At 73.8% G+C, this 14,106-nt stretch carries 15 protein-coding genes; 9 read left to right on the top strand and 6 right to left on the bottom strand.

The window, feature by feature from the left end; genetic code table 11:
* Positions 1-1,446 (top strand): RICIN domain-containing protein (locus ACZ67Q_RS31435; RefSeq protein WP_471189104.1); only part of this gene is annotated, 1,446 nt, incomplete at its 5' end.
* 147 nt (positions 1,447-1,593) lie between these two features.
* Here ACZ67Q_RS31435 and nadE read toward each other — a convergent pair.
* Both nadE and ACZ67Q_RS31425 read right to left on the bottom strand, forming a co-directional pair.
* Entirely contained in the window at positions 1,594-2,424 is an 831-nt protein-coding gene (nadE, locus tag ACZ67Q_RS31430; protein WP_471189102.1) for an ammonia-dependent NAD(+) synthetase, read from the bottom strand.
* 32 nt (positions 2,425-2,456) lie between these two features.
* Positions 2,457-3,383: an SMP-30/gluconolactonase/LRE family protein gene (locus tag ACZ67Q_RS31425; RefSeq protein ID WP_471189100.1), complete on the bottom strand. Its 927-nt coding sequence runs from the start codon at positions 3,381-3,383 to the stop codon at positions 2,457-2,459.
* A gap of 228 nt (positions 3,384-3,611) precedes the next feature.
* Between ACZ67Q_RS31425 and ACZ67Q_RS31420 the strand changes: the two genes are divergently transcribed.
* Positions 3,612-4,847, top strand: a complete 1,236-nt coding sequence (locus tag ACZ67Q_RS31420) for an MFS transporter (protein WP_471189097.1) — start codon at positions 3,612-3,614, stop codon at positions 4,845-4,847.
* A gap of 184 nt (positions 4,848-5,031) precedes the next feature.
* Here the strand turns inward: ACZ67Q_RS31420 and ACZ67Q_RS31415 are convergent, their stop codons facing one another.
* The gene (locus tag ACZ67Q_RS31415; protein WP_471189094.1) at positions 5,032-5,616 is read right to left on the bottom strand and encodes a TetR/AcrR family transcriptional regulator; all 585 of its coding nucleotides are present in this window, start codon (positions 5,614-5,616) and stop codon (positions 5,032-5,034) included.
* 137 nt (positions 5,617-5,753) lie between these two features.
* Between ACZ67Q_RS31415 and ACZ67Q_RS31410 the strand changes: the two genes are divergently transcribed.
* The 5 genes from ACZ67Q_RS31410 to ACZ67Q_RS31390 all read left to right on the top strand — a co-directional run bounded on the left by ACZ67Q_RS31410 (position 5,754) and on the right by ACZ67Q_RS31390 (position 9,711).
* A complete protein-coding gene (locus ACZ67Q_RS31410) occupies positions 5,754-6,605 on the top strand; it encodes a class I SAM-dependent methyltransferase (RefSeq protein WP_471189091.1) in 852 nt (283 codons plus the stop codon).
* A gap of 196 nt (positions 6,606-6,801) precedes the next feature.
* Entirely contained in the window at positions 6,802-7,308 is a 507-nt protein-coding gene (locus ACZ67Q_RS31405; RefSeq protein ID WP_471189088.1) for a DUF4232 domain-containing protein, read from the top strand.
* A 125-nt stretch (positions 7,309-7,433) separates the two neighbouring features.
* The gene (locus ACZ67Q_RS31400) at positions 7,434-8,363 is read left to right on the top strand and encodes an AraC family transcriptional regulator (protein ID WP_471189086.1); all 930 of its coding nucleotides are present in this window, start codon (positions 7,434-7,436) and stop codon (positions 8,361-8,363) included.
* 47 nt (positions 8,364-8,410) lie between these two features.
* Entirely contained in the window at positions 8,411-8,866 is a 456-nt protein-coding gene (locus tag ACZ67Q_RS31395) for a VOC family protein (RefSeq protein ID WP_471189083.1), read from the top strand.
* Between the two features lie 104 nt (positions 8,867-8,970).
* Positions 8,971-9,711, top strand: coding sequence for a maleylpyruvate isomerase family mycothiol-dependent enzyme (locus ACZ67Q_RS31390; protein WP_471189080.1), 741 nt, complete (start codon positions 8,971-8,973; stop codon positions 9,709-9,711).
* A gap of 113 nt (positions 9,712-9,824) precedes the next feature.
* On the opposite strand, the gene ACZ67Q_RS31385 is transcribed toward ACZ67Q_RS31390, so the two are convergent.
* On the bottom strand, positions 9,825-10,220 hold the full coding sequence (locus tag ACZ67Q_RS31385; protein ID WP_471189077.1) for a MarR family winged helix-turn-helix transcriptional regulator: 396 nt from the start codon (positions 10,218-10,220) through the stop codon (positions 9,825-9,827).
* 87 nt (positions 10,221-10,307) lie between these two features.
* On the opposite strand from ACZ67Q_RS31385, the gene ACZ67Q_RS31380 reads away from it, so the two are divergent.
* A complete protein-coding gene (locus ACZ67Q_RS31380; protein ID WP_471189075.1) occupies positions 10,308-11,798 on the top strand; it encodes an MFS transporter in 1,491 nt (496 codons plus the stop codon).
* Positions 11,799-11,906: 108 nt separating this feature from the next.
* Positions 11,907-12,200: a DUF6332 family protein gene (locus ACZ67Q_RS31375; protein WP_471189072.1), complete on the top strand. Its 294-nt coding sequence runs from the start codon at positions 11,907-11,909 to the stop codon at positions 12,198-12,200.
* Here the strand turns inward: ACZ67Q_RS31375 and ACZ67Q_RS31370 are convergent.
* Together ACZ67Q_RS31370 and ACZ67Q_RS31365 are read right to left on the bottom strand one after the other, a co-directional pair.
* The gene (locus ACZ67Q_RS31370; protein WP_471189070.1) at positions 12,161-12,826 is read right to left on the bottom strand and encodes a response regulator; all 666 of its coding nucleotides are present in this window, start codon (positions 12,824-12,826) and stop codon (positions 12,161-12,163) included. The genes ACZ67Q_RS31375 and ACZ67Q_RS31370 overlap by 40 nt on opposite strands.
* On the bottom strand, positions 12,823-14,043 hold the full coding sequence (locus ACZ67Q_RS31365; protein ID WP_471189068.1) for a sensor histidine kinase: 1,221 nt from the start codon (positions 14,041-14,043) through the stop codon (positions 12,823-12,825). The genes ACZ67Q_RS31370 and ACZ67Q_RS31365 overlap by 4 nt, the downstream gene beginning before the upstream one ends.
* Between the last annotated feature and the right edge of the window lie 63 nt (positions 14,044-14,106).

Genomic DNA, 14,106 nt, shown 5'->3' with positions numbered 1-14,106 from the left:
CGCGCGCCGATCGCGGGCAAGATGGCACCGGGCAGCTGGCGCAAGTGGTACGACGGCACCTGGTCCGAACCCGGCAGCGGCGGCCGGGAGAGCAACATGGTCCCGGTCGACTCCGCACACCCCACCGGCTACACCCCGGCCGGCCAGGAGTACGACCCGGCCACCCCCGGCACCGCCGACCAGCAGGTCGCAGCGGGCAAGATGCCGCCCACGTCCCCGCTGTTCGTCATGGACATCACCTACAACGCGTATCTGGGCCTCTACATCGGCGAGCCGCAGGCCGTCGACCAGAGCGGCAAGGCACCGCAGCAGTTCTACGCCACCGACGACCTCGCCTCCCAGAAGTGGCGGCTGATCGGCGACACCGGCAGCCACACCAACGCCTCCTGGTACCGCTGGTTCCTCGACCCCACCAACCGCACCAGCAGCCAGATCGTCGGCAAGTCCTTCCGCTCCTACTGCTCCTTCGGGTGTTCCGGTGGCGCGTCCGGCGAGTACGTCGACATCACCATCGGCGCCGCCACCCCGGCCGCGCCGGTCGACCCTGGCACGGTCTACCGGATCGCCAACGGGGCCGGGCGGGTCCTCGCCCAGGTCTCCGGCGGCTCCGCCACCACCTCGGTGGCCGCCGCGACCGGCTCCGACCTGGAGGCGTGGACCTTCGCGTCGAACGGCGACGGTTCGTACCGGATCGCCAACGCGGCCACGGGCCGGCTGCTGGGCGTCGACTCCTCCGCAACGGCCCAGCGGGCGTGGGGGACGCATCCGACGGTCACCACCGCCGGCTCGGGCGGCCCCACCGTCGGGCAGCAGTGGTTCGTCGTCCCGGGCCGCACGGCCGCCGGTGCGCCCACCGGGACGTACCGGCTCGTCAACCGCTACAGCGGCCTGGTGATCGGGCTGTCCGGGGTCTCGGGCCGACTCGCCGAGACCACGCCGGTCCGCTCCTGGACGGACACCACAGGGGGTGCCGTCGGCGGGGCGCGCGGCGCGGCAGAGCAGACCCTGACGCTGACGTCCGTGGGGACGGCTCCGTCGCTCGACGGCACGCACACGCTCGCCACGGGCGGCAAGGCGCTCGACGACCCCGGGCACAGCACCACCGCCGGCACACAGCTCATCACCTACGCCGCGAACGGGGGCGCCAACCAGAGCTGGACGTTCACCCGGCAGACGGACGGCTCCTACACGCTGGTCAACGCCGAGTCCGGGCTGTGCGCCGATGTGGAGGGCGGCTCGGTCACCGCGGGCGCCAAGGTGATCCAGTGGCCGTGCACCGGGGGCGCCAACCAGCACTGGACAGCGCGGCGCCTGGCGTCCGGCGCGTACACCGTGGCGTCGGTGAAGAGCGGGCTGCTGCTGACGACGGCGTCGACGGCCGACGCCGCGCCGGTGACCCAGCAGGCCGACAGCGGCTCGGCACTCCAGCAGTGGGTGATCGGCTGACGCCGGGGCGGGGTGCGGGAGCGGGGCAGGCCGTGGCCGGCTGACGCCCGGAGCCGGGACCGGGGCGGGGGCCGGGCAGGAGTGGTCGGCTGACGTTCCTGCCCGGGCCCCGGCGCGACGGTCAGCGGGCGTCGGCGCCGCGACGGCTCAGGGGGCGATCGGCAGGCGGCGCTTGTGCTCCGTGACGCGGTAGCGGTGGACGATGGCGGCGAAGGCTTCCTCACTGACGGGCTTGCCCTCGAGGAAGTCGTCGATGTCGTCGTAGGTGACACCGAGGGCGTCCTCGTCGGGGCGGCCCGGGTTCAGCGTCTCCAGGTCCGCGGTCGGCGTCTTCCACACCAGCTCGGCGGGTGCGCCGAGGGCATCGGCCAGCGCCCGCACGCGCCGCTTGGTGAGGCCGGTGAGCGGGACCACGTCGGCCGCGCCGTCGCCGTACTTGGTGAAGAAGCCGGAGACCGCCTCGGCGGCGTGGTCGGTGCCGACGACCAGGCCGTCGTGCGCGCCGGCCACCGCGTACTGGGCGATCATGCGCTGCCGGGCCTTGACGTTGCCGTGCACGAAGTCCTGGTGGTGGTCGTCGCGGAAGACCGTGTCACCGGCGAGCAGTGCCTTCAGGGCCGCGTCGCTCGCGGGCCGGATGTCGACGGTCAGCACGCGGTCGGGCCGGATGAACTCCAGTGCCCGCTGCGCGTCGTGCTCGTCCGCCTGCACGCCGTAGGGCAGCCGCATCGCGAAGAACGTCGCGTCGTGGCCGGCCGCCCGGGCCCGCTCCACGGCGAGCTGGCACAGCCGGCCGGCGGTCGAGGAGTCCACGCCGCCGCTGATGCCCAGCACCAGCGCGCGCAGGCCGGTGGAGGTCAGCCGGTCGGCGAGGAACGCCACCCTGCGCTCGATCTCCCGCTGCGCGTCGAAGTCGGCGCTCACCTCCAGCTCACGGGCGATCTCCTGCTGCACGGCCATGGACGCCGGGTCGGTCACGGTTGCTCCTTCGGTACGGGACTGCGGGGTCTTCAGGGACGGGTACCCGGCAACGCCGAGGTACCCGTGACGGACATCACCAGGGAGTACAGGGCGGTGTCGGCGGCGATGAACAGGCGGTTCCGCTTGGCGCCGCCGAAGCGGATGTTGGCGACGACGTCCGGGACCAGGACGCGGCCGAGGAGGGTGCCGTCCGGGTCGTAGCAGTGCACGCCGCCGTCCATCGCGGCGGCCCACAGCCGGCCGGCGTCGTCGAAGCGGATGTTGTCGAAGGAACCGATCTTGCACTCGGCGAACACCGAGCCCTCGCCGAGGGTGCCGTCGTCGCGGACGTCGAAGACGCGGATGTGGTTGGCGCGGCTGTCGGAGACGTACAGCCGGCGCTCGTCGAGGGAGAAGACGAGCCCGTTGGGTCCGCTGAAGCCGTCGGCGACCAGCCGGACCTCCCCGGTACCGGGGTCCACGCGGTAGACGTTGCAGGCGCCGATCTCGCTGTCGGCGCGGTGGCCCTCGTAGTCGGTGGTGATCCCGAAGTCGGGGTCGGAGAACCAGATCGAGCCGTCGGACTTCACGACGGCGTCGTTCGGGCTGTTGAGCCGCTTGCCCTGGAACCGGTCGGCGAGCACGGTGAGGGTGCCGTCGTGTTCGGTGCGGGTGACGCGACGGTTGCCCTGCTCGCAGGTGATCAGGCGGCCCTCGCGGTCGAGGGCGTTGCCGTTGGGGTGGCCGGCCGGCGTGCGGAAGACGCCGACCGCGCCGGTGGTCTCGTCCCAGCGCAGCAGGCGGTCGTTGGGGATGTCGCTCCACAGCAGGTACCGGCCCGCCGGCACGTAGAGCGGGCCCTCGGCCCAGCGGCAGCCGTCGTAGAGCTTCTCCAGCCGCGAGTCACCCGCGTGGCACCGGCCCGTGCGGAACCGCTCGTCGAGGATCTCGTACACCTGCGGTCGCTCACCGGGCATGCCGTCACCTTCACCGTGCTTGCGGTTGTCGCTCCGACGATACGACACGGCGTGCGCCCGGTGCCGCGCCGGGCCGCACCCCTCCGCCGCTGGTCAGACGGTGGGGCGAGGCGGCGCACCGGGGGCCGGCCGATGACGCCGTGTGAGCGCGGGGGGCAGGCGGCCGTCGCAGGAACGCCCGTCCCGCCGCCCCTTGCCCAGGCCGGTGCGGGCTTCTAGCCTGAGTTTGTGCCGCAGATAAACAAAACCCGTTCGCACAGCGCCGTGCCGGGTCGCCTGTCCCACCTCACCCGACTCCGTATCGCCCTCACCGCATTCTTCGCCCTCGACGGCTTCGTCTTCGCCGGCTGGGTCGTGCGCATCCCCGCCATCAAGCACCAGACCGGCGCCTCCGCGAGCGGCCTCGGCCTCGCCCTGCTCGGTGTCTCCGCCGGGGCCGTGATCACGATGACGCTGACCGGCCGGCTGTGCCGTCGCTACGGCAGCCACCGGGTGACGGTCGTCTGCGCCGTCCTGCTCTCCCTGAGCGTGGCGCTGCCTCCGCTCACCCATTCGGCGCTGACGCTGGGCGCGGTCCTCCTCGTCTTCGGAGCGGCGTACGGCGGTATCAACGTCGCCTTCAACAGCGCGGCGGTCGATCTGATCGCGGTTCTGCGCAGGCCGGTCATGCCGAGCTTCCACGCGGCCTTCAGCCTGGGCGGCATGCTCGGCGCCGGGCTGGGCGGCCTGGTGGCGGAACGGTTCACGCCGACGCAGCACCTGCTCGGCCTCACGATCGCCGGGCTGGTCGTGACGGGCGTGGCGGGCCGGCCGCTGCTGCGGTACGGCGGCCTGGTGCCGCAGGCGGCTGGGGAAGGGGAGAGCGCGGCGGGGCCCGGTGATACCACGGGCGAGGCGCCGGGGCGGCGTCCCGACCGGCGCACCCGCGGGCTGGTCGTCGTCTTCGGGCTGATCGCGCTGTGCACGGCCTACGGCGAGGGCGCGATGGCGGACTGGGGCGCGCTGCATCTCGAGCAGGACCTCGGCGCCTCGGCCGGGTTGGCCGCGGCCGGCTACTCCTGCTTCGCGCTGGCCATGACGCTCGGCCGGCTCACCGGGACGACGCTGCTGGAACGGCTCGGCCGCACCCGCACCGTCGTCGCGGGCGGCACCGTCGCCTCCGCCGGGATGTTCCTCGGCGCGCTCGCGCCGTCCGCCTGGGCGGCGCTGCTGGGCTTCGCCGTGACGGGGCTCGGCCTCGCCAACCTCTTCCCGGTCGCGGTCGAACGGGCGGGCGCGCTCACCGGCCCGAGCGGCGTCGCCATCGCCTCCACGCTCGGCTACGGCGGCATGCTGCTGGGCCCACCCGCGATCGGCTTCATGGCCGACTGGCTCTCCCTGCCCACGGCCCTGACGAGCGTGGCGGCACTCGCGGCCCTCGCAGCAGCGATCGGCTTCACGACGCGCGGCCCAGCGGGCCGCTGAGCTGGGAGGGCGGCAGGGAGGGGGCGGCGGGCCGACGGGGAGCGGGGAGGCGGGGAGGCGGGAAGGCGGGGAGGAAGAGGCGGAGGCGGAGCTGCAAGGCCGCAGGCCGCAAGGCCGCAGGCCGCAAGGCCGCAGGCCGCAAGGCCGCAAGGCCGCAGGCCGGGCGGTGGTGCCGGTGGCCTGCCTAGCCGGCCAGTAGCGCCGTCACCAGGTGTTCCATCCGTGGCCGTGGGTCCGGGGCGCCCGGCCAGCTGGTCATCAGCAGGTGGTGGGCCGTGCCGACGACGGCGAGGGCCGCCGTGCCCGGGTCGACGGCGGCCACCACCCTGCCCAGCCGTTGCTCCGCCGCCAGGTAGCCGGTGATGGCCTGCTCGATCGCCGTGAAGCCGGGCGCCCCGCCCTCCAGGGCCTGGCGGATGCGCAGCGCGGCTGCGGGGCGGGTCATGGCGAGGCCGGAGATGGCCGGGCCGCCGGAGTCGAACAGGGCGAGCGCGACGGCGTTGAGGTTCTCCGCGACCGTGCCCTGTCCGACGCGCCCGGACAACGCCTCGGCCCGCACCGCCGTACGCGCGAAGCGGTCGAGGCACAGCTCGGCCACGAACTCGTCCAGCCCCGCGAAGTGCGCGTGCAGCAGACCCTTGGCGCAGCCTGCCTCGGTGGTGACGGCCCGGCTGGTGAGCGCGCCCGGCCCCTCCCTCTCCACGACGCGCTCAGCCGCCGCGAACAGCCGCTCGCGCACGTCCGGCGTCGCCACTCCTCGCGGTGACATGAACCCCTCTTCCGTCGCTCCGCTCCGCCCTCCCGGCGGCCGCAACTCCTCGGATCGTAACCGGCATTGCCGGTTTGGGCAGTTGCCCATATTGTTTGGGCGTACGCCCATTCTCTGTCTCGACCACAGGAGGCACCATGCCGGACGTCGTCAACACCGAGCAGGCGCAGGCGTGGAACGGACCGGAAGGCGACCACTGGGCCCGCCACCAGGACCGCTGGAACGCCGTGAACCAAGGCTTCAACGAGCCGCTCCTCGACGCCGCCGGGATCGGCGGCGACCACCGGGTCCTCGACCTCGGCTGCGGCTCCGGGCAGACCACGCGGCTCGCCGCGCTGCGGGCACCGCGCGGTCACGCGACGGGCCTCGACCTGTCCGGACCGATGCTGACCGCAGCGCGCGACCGGGCGGAGAAGGAGGGCGTCCTCAATGCCTCCTTCGTCCAGGGCGACGCCCAGGTGCACCCCTTCGACGCGGGGGCGTTCGACGCGGCGATCAGCCGCTACGGGATCATGTTCTTCGCCGACCCCGCGGCCGCCTTCGGCAACATCGGCCGTGCGCTGCGCCCCGGCGCCCGGCTGGCGTTCGTCTGCCCGGCCGACGCCCGCCTCAACGACTGGGTGGCGGCGATGGCGTCGCTGCGCGGCCTCCTGCCCGTCGGGGACTTCGGGGCGCCGGGCCTGCCGGGCATGTTCTCGCTCGCCGCCCCGGACCACATCCGCGCCGTCCTGACCACGGCCGGCTTCACCGACGTCGACGTCCAGCAGGTGCAGACCCACGGAGTGTGGGGAGCCGACGCCGAGGACGCGGCGGACTTCCTGCTGGGCACCGGCCCCGGCCGCCACCTGCTGGAGCAGGCCGACGCGACCGCCCGGACCCGCGCCCACAGCACCCTTACCGCCCATCTGCGCCGGCACGAGGCGGCGGACGGCACGGTCCGGCTGCGCAGCACCTCCTGGCTGGTCACTGCGGACCGCCCGGCCGGCTGAGCAGGCGCTGCAAGCAGCGGGAGCGCGGGCAGCCGGAGCGGTTCGACGCGGGACGTGGAGTTCGTGACACGTCGGATGCAACCCTCACCGGGCCGTAGGTGTCTCAAGGAGTAGAGACACGATTTGCGGCTTTCACGGCGATCGACCCAGATCCTTCACCAGGCCGTCGACACACATCCTTCGGAGGTGTCGTGCCATGCCACTCTCCCTCCCCCTCCCTCGCAAGCTGGCCGCCGCCGGCCTCGCGGCCGCGGTCGTCGCCGGCGGGGCGGCAGCCGCCGCACTGGCCGCACAGCCGGCGAGCGCTGCGTTGCCCACGTGCGCCGCGAGCAACCTGTACCTCTCCATGGGGCGCCAGGACCACGGCGCGGGTCAGCTGTACTGGCCCATACGGTTCACCAACACCGGCACCGGCTCCTGCGCGCTGCGCGGCTACCCCGGAGTCAGCGTGCTGAACATCGCCCACCGGCAGATCGGTCCGGCCGCGACGCGCACCGGGCAGTCGTTCACGACGGTGACACTGCGCCCGGCGCAGACGGCCAGCGCGGTGATCCACACGACCAACGGTCCGATCGGCGGACCGTGCCGGCCCGCCGGCACGTATCTGCGGGTCTACCCGCCCGGCTCGCACCAGGCCCTCCTGGTCCCCGCCTCGCTCCGCGTCTGCTCGAACGTCTTCACCATCACACCGACGTCGCACTGACCGTGCAATCGGGTCCGTGGTCCGTGGTCCCACCGTGGCCCGGGGTCCGTGATCTGTGGTCGGACGGAGGACCACAGGGCCGTGGACCACGGGCCGGGGACCACGGGCCGCGGGACAATGGCCCCATGGCGCCCGAGACGACCTGCCCCGGGGACGACCGCGGGGACGACAGCGCGGACGACCCCGCGGACGGCCCCGCGGACGGCCCCGTGGACGGCCCCGTGGACGAGGCCCTGCACACGGCCCCCGCAGCCCCGCTGCGCGGCCTGGTCGGCTGGTACTCGGGCTACCGTCAGCGCGGCGTCCCCCACGGCCTGCACCTCGGGCTGCCGTCGCCGTGGCTGACTCTCATCCTCACCCTCGACGAGCCGCTCAGCATCGCCGCACACCCCGACCCGCGGGCGCCCGGCGGTGACTACCCGACGCTGCTGGGCGGACTGCACCTGGCGCCCGCGCACATCGCCGTGCCCGGCCGCCAGTCCGGCATCCAGGCGGCGCTCAGTCCCCTCGGCGCCCGGCTGCTGCTGGGCCTGCCCGCGGGCGAGCTGGCCGGTACGGACGTGCCCGCCGGCGACGTCCTGGGCGCCGAGGTGGCCGAGGTGCACGAACGGCTGCGTACGGCCGCCGACTGGCCGGCCCGCTTCGCCGTCGTCGACCGCTGGCTGCTGCGCCGCCTGGCCCGGCACCCGGACGCCGAGGTCGCGCCCGAGGTCGTCCAGGCGTGGCGGCGGCTGCTGGCGGACGGCGGCCGGGTACGGATCGACGCGCTCGCCGCCGAGGTCGGCTGGAGCGACCGGCATCTGCGCACCCGTTTCCGCCAGGAGATCGGCCTGACGCCGAAGGCCGCGGCCAGGGTCGCCCGCTTCGACCGGGCCCGGCGCCGGCTCGCCGCCCGCCCGCACCGACCGGATCTCGCGGGTCTGGCCGCCGACCTCGGGTACGCGGACCAGTCGCACCTGGACCGCGAGTTCACCGCCCTGGCCTCCTGCGCCCCGAGCGTGTGGCTCGCCCGGGAGTTCCGAAACATCCAAGCCGGGTACAGCCCGCCCGGCTGATCCTGACGGTGTCGCCACCCGATCCTCACCGAAGGGACCCCACCGCCATGAACACGAACCCGCAGACCACGACCGCTCCGTCCGGTACCGGCCCGCGCCCGCCCGCGCCGCAGGTCTGGCCGACTCTGCGCGCCCGGGACGCGCGCGCTCTGATCCGCTTCCTGGTGGAGGCCTTCGGCTTCGAGGAGACCGTGGTCTACGACAACGACGCGGACGCGGACCTGGTGCAGCACGCGGAGCTGGCCTGGCCGGAGGGCGGCGGCGTCATGCTGGGCTCGCTGCGCCCGGACGCGAAACAGGACGCGTGGCGTTTCCAGCCGGGCTCCTTCGGCGCGTACGTCGTCACGGCCGCACCCGACGCGGTGTACGCGCGCGCCAAGGCGGCCGGCGCCGAGATCGTCTCCGAGCCGCACGTCACCGACTACGGCTCCCGCGACTTCGCCGCCCGCGACCCCGAGGGCAACCTGTGGAACTTCGGCACGTACCCCGGCGAGCCGCGCTGACGCGGACCCCACCACGGCCCGCGGGGCGTGCGACGGTACCCGCCTACAGGCCGCCGTCCGGACGGGCTTGCCCTGGAGCCCGCTCCATCCGGCACACTCCTCCCATGGAGACAGCCGAGTTCGTCGACATCCTGCGCCGCGAGGGCGCCCTGCTGGCGGCGGCCGCCGAGGCGGCCGGGCCGGAGGCGAAGGTGCCGCCCTGCCCCGACTGGCAGGTGCGGGACCTGCTGCGGCACACGGGCGCCGTGCACCGCTGGGCGGCCCGCTTCGTCGCCGAGGGCATCACCGAACCGCGGCCCATCGACGCCGAACCGGAGCTGGACGGAGCGGAGTTGCTGCGCTGGTACCGGGACAGCCACCGCCGGCTGGTCGACACCCTGGCGGCGGCCCCGGCGAACGCGCCGGCCTGGACGTTCCTCCCCGCACCGGTCCCCTCACCTCGTGCCTTCTGGGCCCGCCGGCAGGCGCACGAGACGGCGATCCACCGCTACGACGCCGAGTCCGCCCGTGGCGGCACGCCCACCCCGATCGGCACCCGCTTCGCGGTGGACGGCATCGACGAGCTGCTGCGCGGCTTCCACGCCCGCCCGAAGAGCAGGGTGCGCACCGAGGAGCCGCGGGTCCTGCGCGTGCGCGCGACCGACACGGACGACGCGGTGTGGACCGTACGCCTGTCGGCGGAGCCGCCCGTCACCGTGCGCGGTGGGTCCGGCGAGGCGGATACCGAACTGGCCGGTCCGGCCGAGCAGTTGTACCTGGCGCTGTGGAACCGTGTCCCGGTGCCGTCCGTGACGGGTGACCCCGCGACGGCGGCCCTGTGGCAGGAGAAGTCGGCGATCGTCTGATCCCGGGACCGGCGATCGTCTGATCCCAGGACCGGGGGTCACCGGGATCACCTGGGCCTGAAGCGGGCGGTCGCCCGTCGGACGGTGTCTCCCGAGCCGTCGGCCGGTGAGCGTCAGCCGCCCGCCAGCATCCTCGTCAGTACCGCGCGCTGCACCGGCCGTACCTCGCCGTGCAGCGCGCGGCCCTTGTCGGTGAGGGCGACGCGGACGCCCCGCCGGTCCTCCGCGCACAGCGCCCGGTCCACCAGGCCGTCCTTCTCCAAGCGGGCGATGAGCCGGGACAGTGCGCTCTGGCTGAGGTGGACGCGGTCGGCGATCTCCTGGACGCGCCAGGCGCAGGAGCCGTCCGCGGCCCTGCTCTCCGCGAGGACGTCGAGCACCTCGAAGTCGCTGGCGCACAGGCCGTGCCCGACGAGCGCCCGGTCCAGTTCGCACTGGGTACGGGCGTGAGTTGCGAGGATCTCCCGCCACTGGTCCACGAGTGCCTGTTCGGCCTTCTTCGCCGCCATGAACCGCACCGTAGCAGAGAAGCGATTTCATTGCATCGTAATTAAATGCACTTGCATCGAATGCATGCGCATGGAAGAGTCTCGGCCATGACCTCTCCGCTCATCCCCTCGGCGTCCCCGTCCCCGGCGGTGCGCTGGACCCCTCGGCTGTGGGGCACCCTGCTGGTGCTCTGCGCCGCCATGTTCCTCGACGCGCTCGACGTGTCGATGGTCGGTGTGGCCCTGCCGTCCATCGGCGCCGACCTGCACCTGTCCACCTCGACCCTGCAGTGGATCGTCAGCGGATACATCCTCGGCTACGGCGGTCTTCTCCTGCTCGGCGGACGCACCGCCGACCTGCTGGGCCGGCGTCAGGTGTTCCTCGTCGCGCTCGGGGTGTTCGCGCTCGCCTCGCTGCTGGGCGGTCTGGTCGACTCCGGTCCGCTGCTGATCGCCAGCCGCTTCATCAAGGGCCTCAGCGCCGCCTTCACCGCGCCGGCCGGCCTGTCGATCATCACGACGACGTTCCCCGAGGGTCCGCTGCGCAACCGCGCCCTGTCCATCTACACCACCTGCGCGGCCACCGGCTTCTCCATGGGCCTGGTGCTGTCCGGTCTGCTCACCGAGGCCAGCTGGCGCCTGACCATGCTGCTGCCCGCGCCCATCGCCCTGATCGCGCTGGTGGCCGGCCTGAAGCTGCTGCCGCGCAGCGCCCGAGAAAAGAACCACCAGGGCTACGACATCCCGGGCGCCGTCCTCGGCACCGCCTCGATGCTGCTGCTGGTCTTCACCGTCGTCCAGGCCCCCGAGGCCGGCTGGGCGTCGGCCCGCACACTGCTGTCGTTCCTCGCGGTGGCCGTGCTGCTGACCGCGTTCGTCCTGGTCGAGCGGCGCTCGGCGGGCCCGCTGGTGCGGCTCGGGGTGCTGCGCTCCGGCAACCAGGTGCGCGCCCAGCTCGGCGCGGTGGCCTTCTTCGGCTCCTACGTCGGCTTCCAGTTCCTGACCACGCTGTACATGCAGTCCCTGCTCGGCTGGTCCGCGCTGCACACCGCACTGGCCTTCCTGCCGGCCGGTGCGCTGGTGGCGGTGTCCTCCACCAAGGTCGGCTCGATCGTCGACCGGTTCGGCACCCGGCGGCTGATTCCGGTGGGCTTCGCGCTGATGGTCGCCGGCTACGCCCTGTTCCTGAACGTGGACCTGAACCCGGTGTACGCGGCGGCGATCCTGCCGTCGATGCTGCTGATCGGCGCCGCGTGCGCGCTGGTCTTCCCCTCGCTCAACATCCAGGCCACCAACGGGGTAGAGGATCACGAGCAGGGCATGGTCTCGGGGCTGCTGAACACCTCGGTGCAGGTGGGCGGTGCGATCTTCCTCGCCGTGGTGACGGCCGTGGTCACCGCGAACACCCCGGCCCACGCCACGGCCCAGGGGGTCCTGGACAGCTACCGGCCAGGGTTTGTGGTGGCCACCGCCATCGCCCTCGCCGGACTCCTGATCAGCCTGACCGGGCTGCGGGAACGCCGCCCGCAGCAGTCGGTCGTGGTTGCACGGTCCACCGTGACGGAGGTGAAGACGGACCGCGTCCCGGTCCGTGACTAGGGGGACCGCCTCCCTCCAGGTGCCCGGCGGGTCGCTTGCCCGCCGGGCACCCGGCTGTCGGCCCGGAAGTCGCTTGCCCGCCCGGCACCCGGCTGTTTGACTCGCCGTATGGAGCACAACGGGGGGCGGCGCACCAAGGCCGAGCAGGACGCGGCGACGGTGGAGATCGGGTACGCGCTGTGCAGTGCGGCGTTCGCGGCGGCCGTCGTGTTCGGGGCCGTCACAGGCCCGGCGCTACTGTTCGACCTGCCACGGACGGCCGAGCTGCTGCTGGTCAGGGCCGGGGAGATCGTCGCGCCGGTGCTGTTCTTCGCGCGCGTCGTCAGCGTGCTGCTGCGGTTGCGGCATCCCGGCGGCCGGTCTCAGCCCAGCCAGCCCGGCCGGACCAATCCCGACTCATAGGCCCGCACGACGAGTTGAGCCCGGTCACGGGCGCCCAGCTTCACCATCGTGCGGCTGACGTGGGTCTTCGCCGTGAGCGGGCTGACCACCAGGCGCCGGGCGATCTCCTCGTTGGACAGGCCGAGGCCGACCAGGGCGAGCACCTCCCGCTCCCGCTCGGTGAGCCGGGACAGTGTCTCGCCGGCCGCGGGTTCCTTGGACCGGGCGGCGAACTCGGCGATCAGCCGCCGCGTCACCCCCGGTGACAGCAGCGCGTCGCCGGCCACCACCGCCCGTACCGCGCGCAGGAGTTCCTCCGGCTCGGTGTCCTTGACCAGGAAACCGGAGGCGCCCGCGCGCAGCGCCTCGAAGACGTACTCGTCGAGTTCGAAGGTGGTCAGCATGACCACCCTCACCTCCGCCAGCCTCTCGTCGTCCGTGATGCGGCGGGTGGCGGCCAGTCCGTCCAGCAGCGGCATGCGAATGTCCATCAGCACGACATCCGGCCGCAGTTCGGCGACCGCGCGCACCGCCTGTTCGCCGTCCGCGGCCTCCCCGGCCACCTCGATGTCCGGCTGCGCGTCGAGCAGCGCCCGGAACCCCGCGCGGACCAGCGACTGGTCGTCGGCGAGCAGTACGCGGATCACCGGTCCTCCTTGACGTGCAGGGGCAGTTCGGCCAGCACCCGCCAGCCGCCGTCGGGGCGCGGCCCCGCCTCGATCGTGCCACCCAGCGCGGCCGCCCGCTCCCGCATTCCGGCCAGCCCGTTGCCGCTGCCGCCCGCGTCCGCGCCGGACGCCGGTCCGTCGTCGTCGATCCGGAGCCGCAGCGCCCGGCCGCTGGCATCCAGCAGCACGCGCGCGTGCCGCGACTGCGAGTGCCGTACGACGTTGGTGAGGGCCTCCTGGACGATGCGGAACGCGGCGAGATCGGCACCCGGTGCGAGTGGCGGGGCCGTGCCGTCGACGGTGACGGTGAGACCGGCGCTCGCGGCCTGCTCCACCAGTTCCGGCAGCCGGTCCAGGCCCGGCGCGGGCGCCCGCGGTGCGGCACCGGGTGCGCGCAGGGTGTCGAGGACCTGGCGCACCTCGCCGAGGGCCTCCTTGCTCTTGGCCTTGATGGTGGTGAGGGCCTGACGGGCCTGCTCGGGGTCGGAGTCCAGCAGGGCGAGGCCGACCCCGGCCTGCACATTGATCACGGAGATGCTGTGGGCGAGGACGTCGTGCAGCTCGCGGGCGATGCGCAGCCGCTCCTCGTCGGCGCGCCGCTTCGCGGCCTGCGCCCGCTCGGCGCGCTCACGCGCCCACTGCTCACGCCGGGCCCGGGCCAGCTCGGCGACGGCGGCGACCGCCACCACCCAGGCGGCGACCCCAAGTTCCTGCCCCCAGGGGGCGGCCGCGTCCCCGGAGGGCGGCAGCCAGCGGTAGAGCCAGTGGGCGATCACCACATGTCCGGCCCACAGCATCCCGACCGCCGACCAGGCGGCCCACCGACGCCCGGCCAGGATCGCGTGGAAGCAGGCCACGGCGACGGTGAGGAACACCGGGCCGTACGGATAACCGGCGCCCAGGTAGAGCATGGTGGCGGCGGACGTGCCGAAGACGACCGCCACCGGGTAGCGCTTGCGCCACAGCAGCAGCCCGGCGGCGACGACGAGCAGCACGCGCGCGAACGTGTCGAGCGGGGCCCGTGTGCCGGGCTGCTGGTGGGCGGCGAAGTGCGAGCCGGCCAGCACGACGGCGGTGACGATCAGCGTGGACGGCCAGGGCCAGGGGGCGCGGTGGTCGTCGTCCCGCCGGCCCGCCCACGGCGGCCCGTGCCGCCACCACTGCGGCGGGCCGCCGCGCACGTGCTCTCGCTCCATGCCGTCACGCTAGACGCCCCGCGCGGCCGCAGGCGTCAGCCGGGCGAGGTGATCACACGTACT

This window comes from Streptomyces sp. NPDC036813 (assembly GCF_055609245.1).
The sequence above is the reverse complement of the archived record's forward strand: the minus strand, read 5'-3'. Positions and strand labels throughout refer to the sequence as shown.

Bases quoted from the DNA above. Each gene is read 5' to 3' on its own strand.
- ACZ67Q_RS31405 (WP_471189088.1), top strand. From the start codon at position 6,802: ATGCCACTCTCCCTCCCCCTCCCTCGCAAGCTGGCCGCCGCCGGCCTC.
- ACZ67Q_RS31425 (WP_471189100.1), bottom strand. From the start codon at position 3,383: ATGCCCGGTGAGCGACCGCAGGTGTACGAGATCCTCGACGAGCGGTTC.
- ACZ67Q_RS31365 (WP_471189068.1), bottom strand. From the start codon at position 14,043: ATGGAGCGAGAGCACGTGCGCGGCGGCCCGCCGCAGTGGTGGCGGCAC.
- ACZ67Q_RS31375 (WP_471189072.1), top strand. From the start codon at position 11,907: ATGGAGCACAACGGGGGGCGGCGCACCAAGGCCGAGCAGGACGCGGCG.
- ACZ67Q_RS31385 (WP_471189077.1), bottom strand. From the start codon at position 10,220: ATGGCGGCGAAGAAGGCCGAACAGGCACTCGTGGACCAGTGGCGGGAG.
- ACZ67Q_RS31400 (WP_471189086.1), top strand. From the start codon at position 7,434: ATGGCGCCCGAGACGACCTGCCCCGGGGACGACCGCGGGGACGACAGC.
- ACZ67Q_RS31415 (WP_471189094.1), bottom strand. From the start codon at position 5,616: ATGTCACCGCGAGGAGTGGCGACGCCGGACGTGCGCGAGCGGCTGTTC.
- ACZ67Q_RS31395 (WP_471189083.1), top strand. From the start codon at position 8,411: ATGAACACGAACCCGCAGACCACGACCGCTCCGTCCGGTACCGGCCCG.
- ACZ67Q_RS31390 (WP_471189080.1), top strand. From the start codon at position 8,971: ATGGAGACAGCCGAGTTCGTCGACATCCTGCGCCGCGAGGGCGCCCTG.
- ACZ67Q_RS31410 (WP_471189091.1), top strand. From the start codon at position 5,754: ATGCCGGACGTCGTCAACACCGAGCAGGCGCAGGCGTGGAACGGACCG.
- ACZ67Q_RS31380 (WP_471189075.1), top strand. From the start codon at position 10,308: ATGACCTCTCCGCTCATCCCCTCGGCGTCCCCGTCCCCGGCGGTGCGC.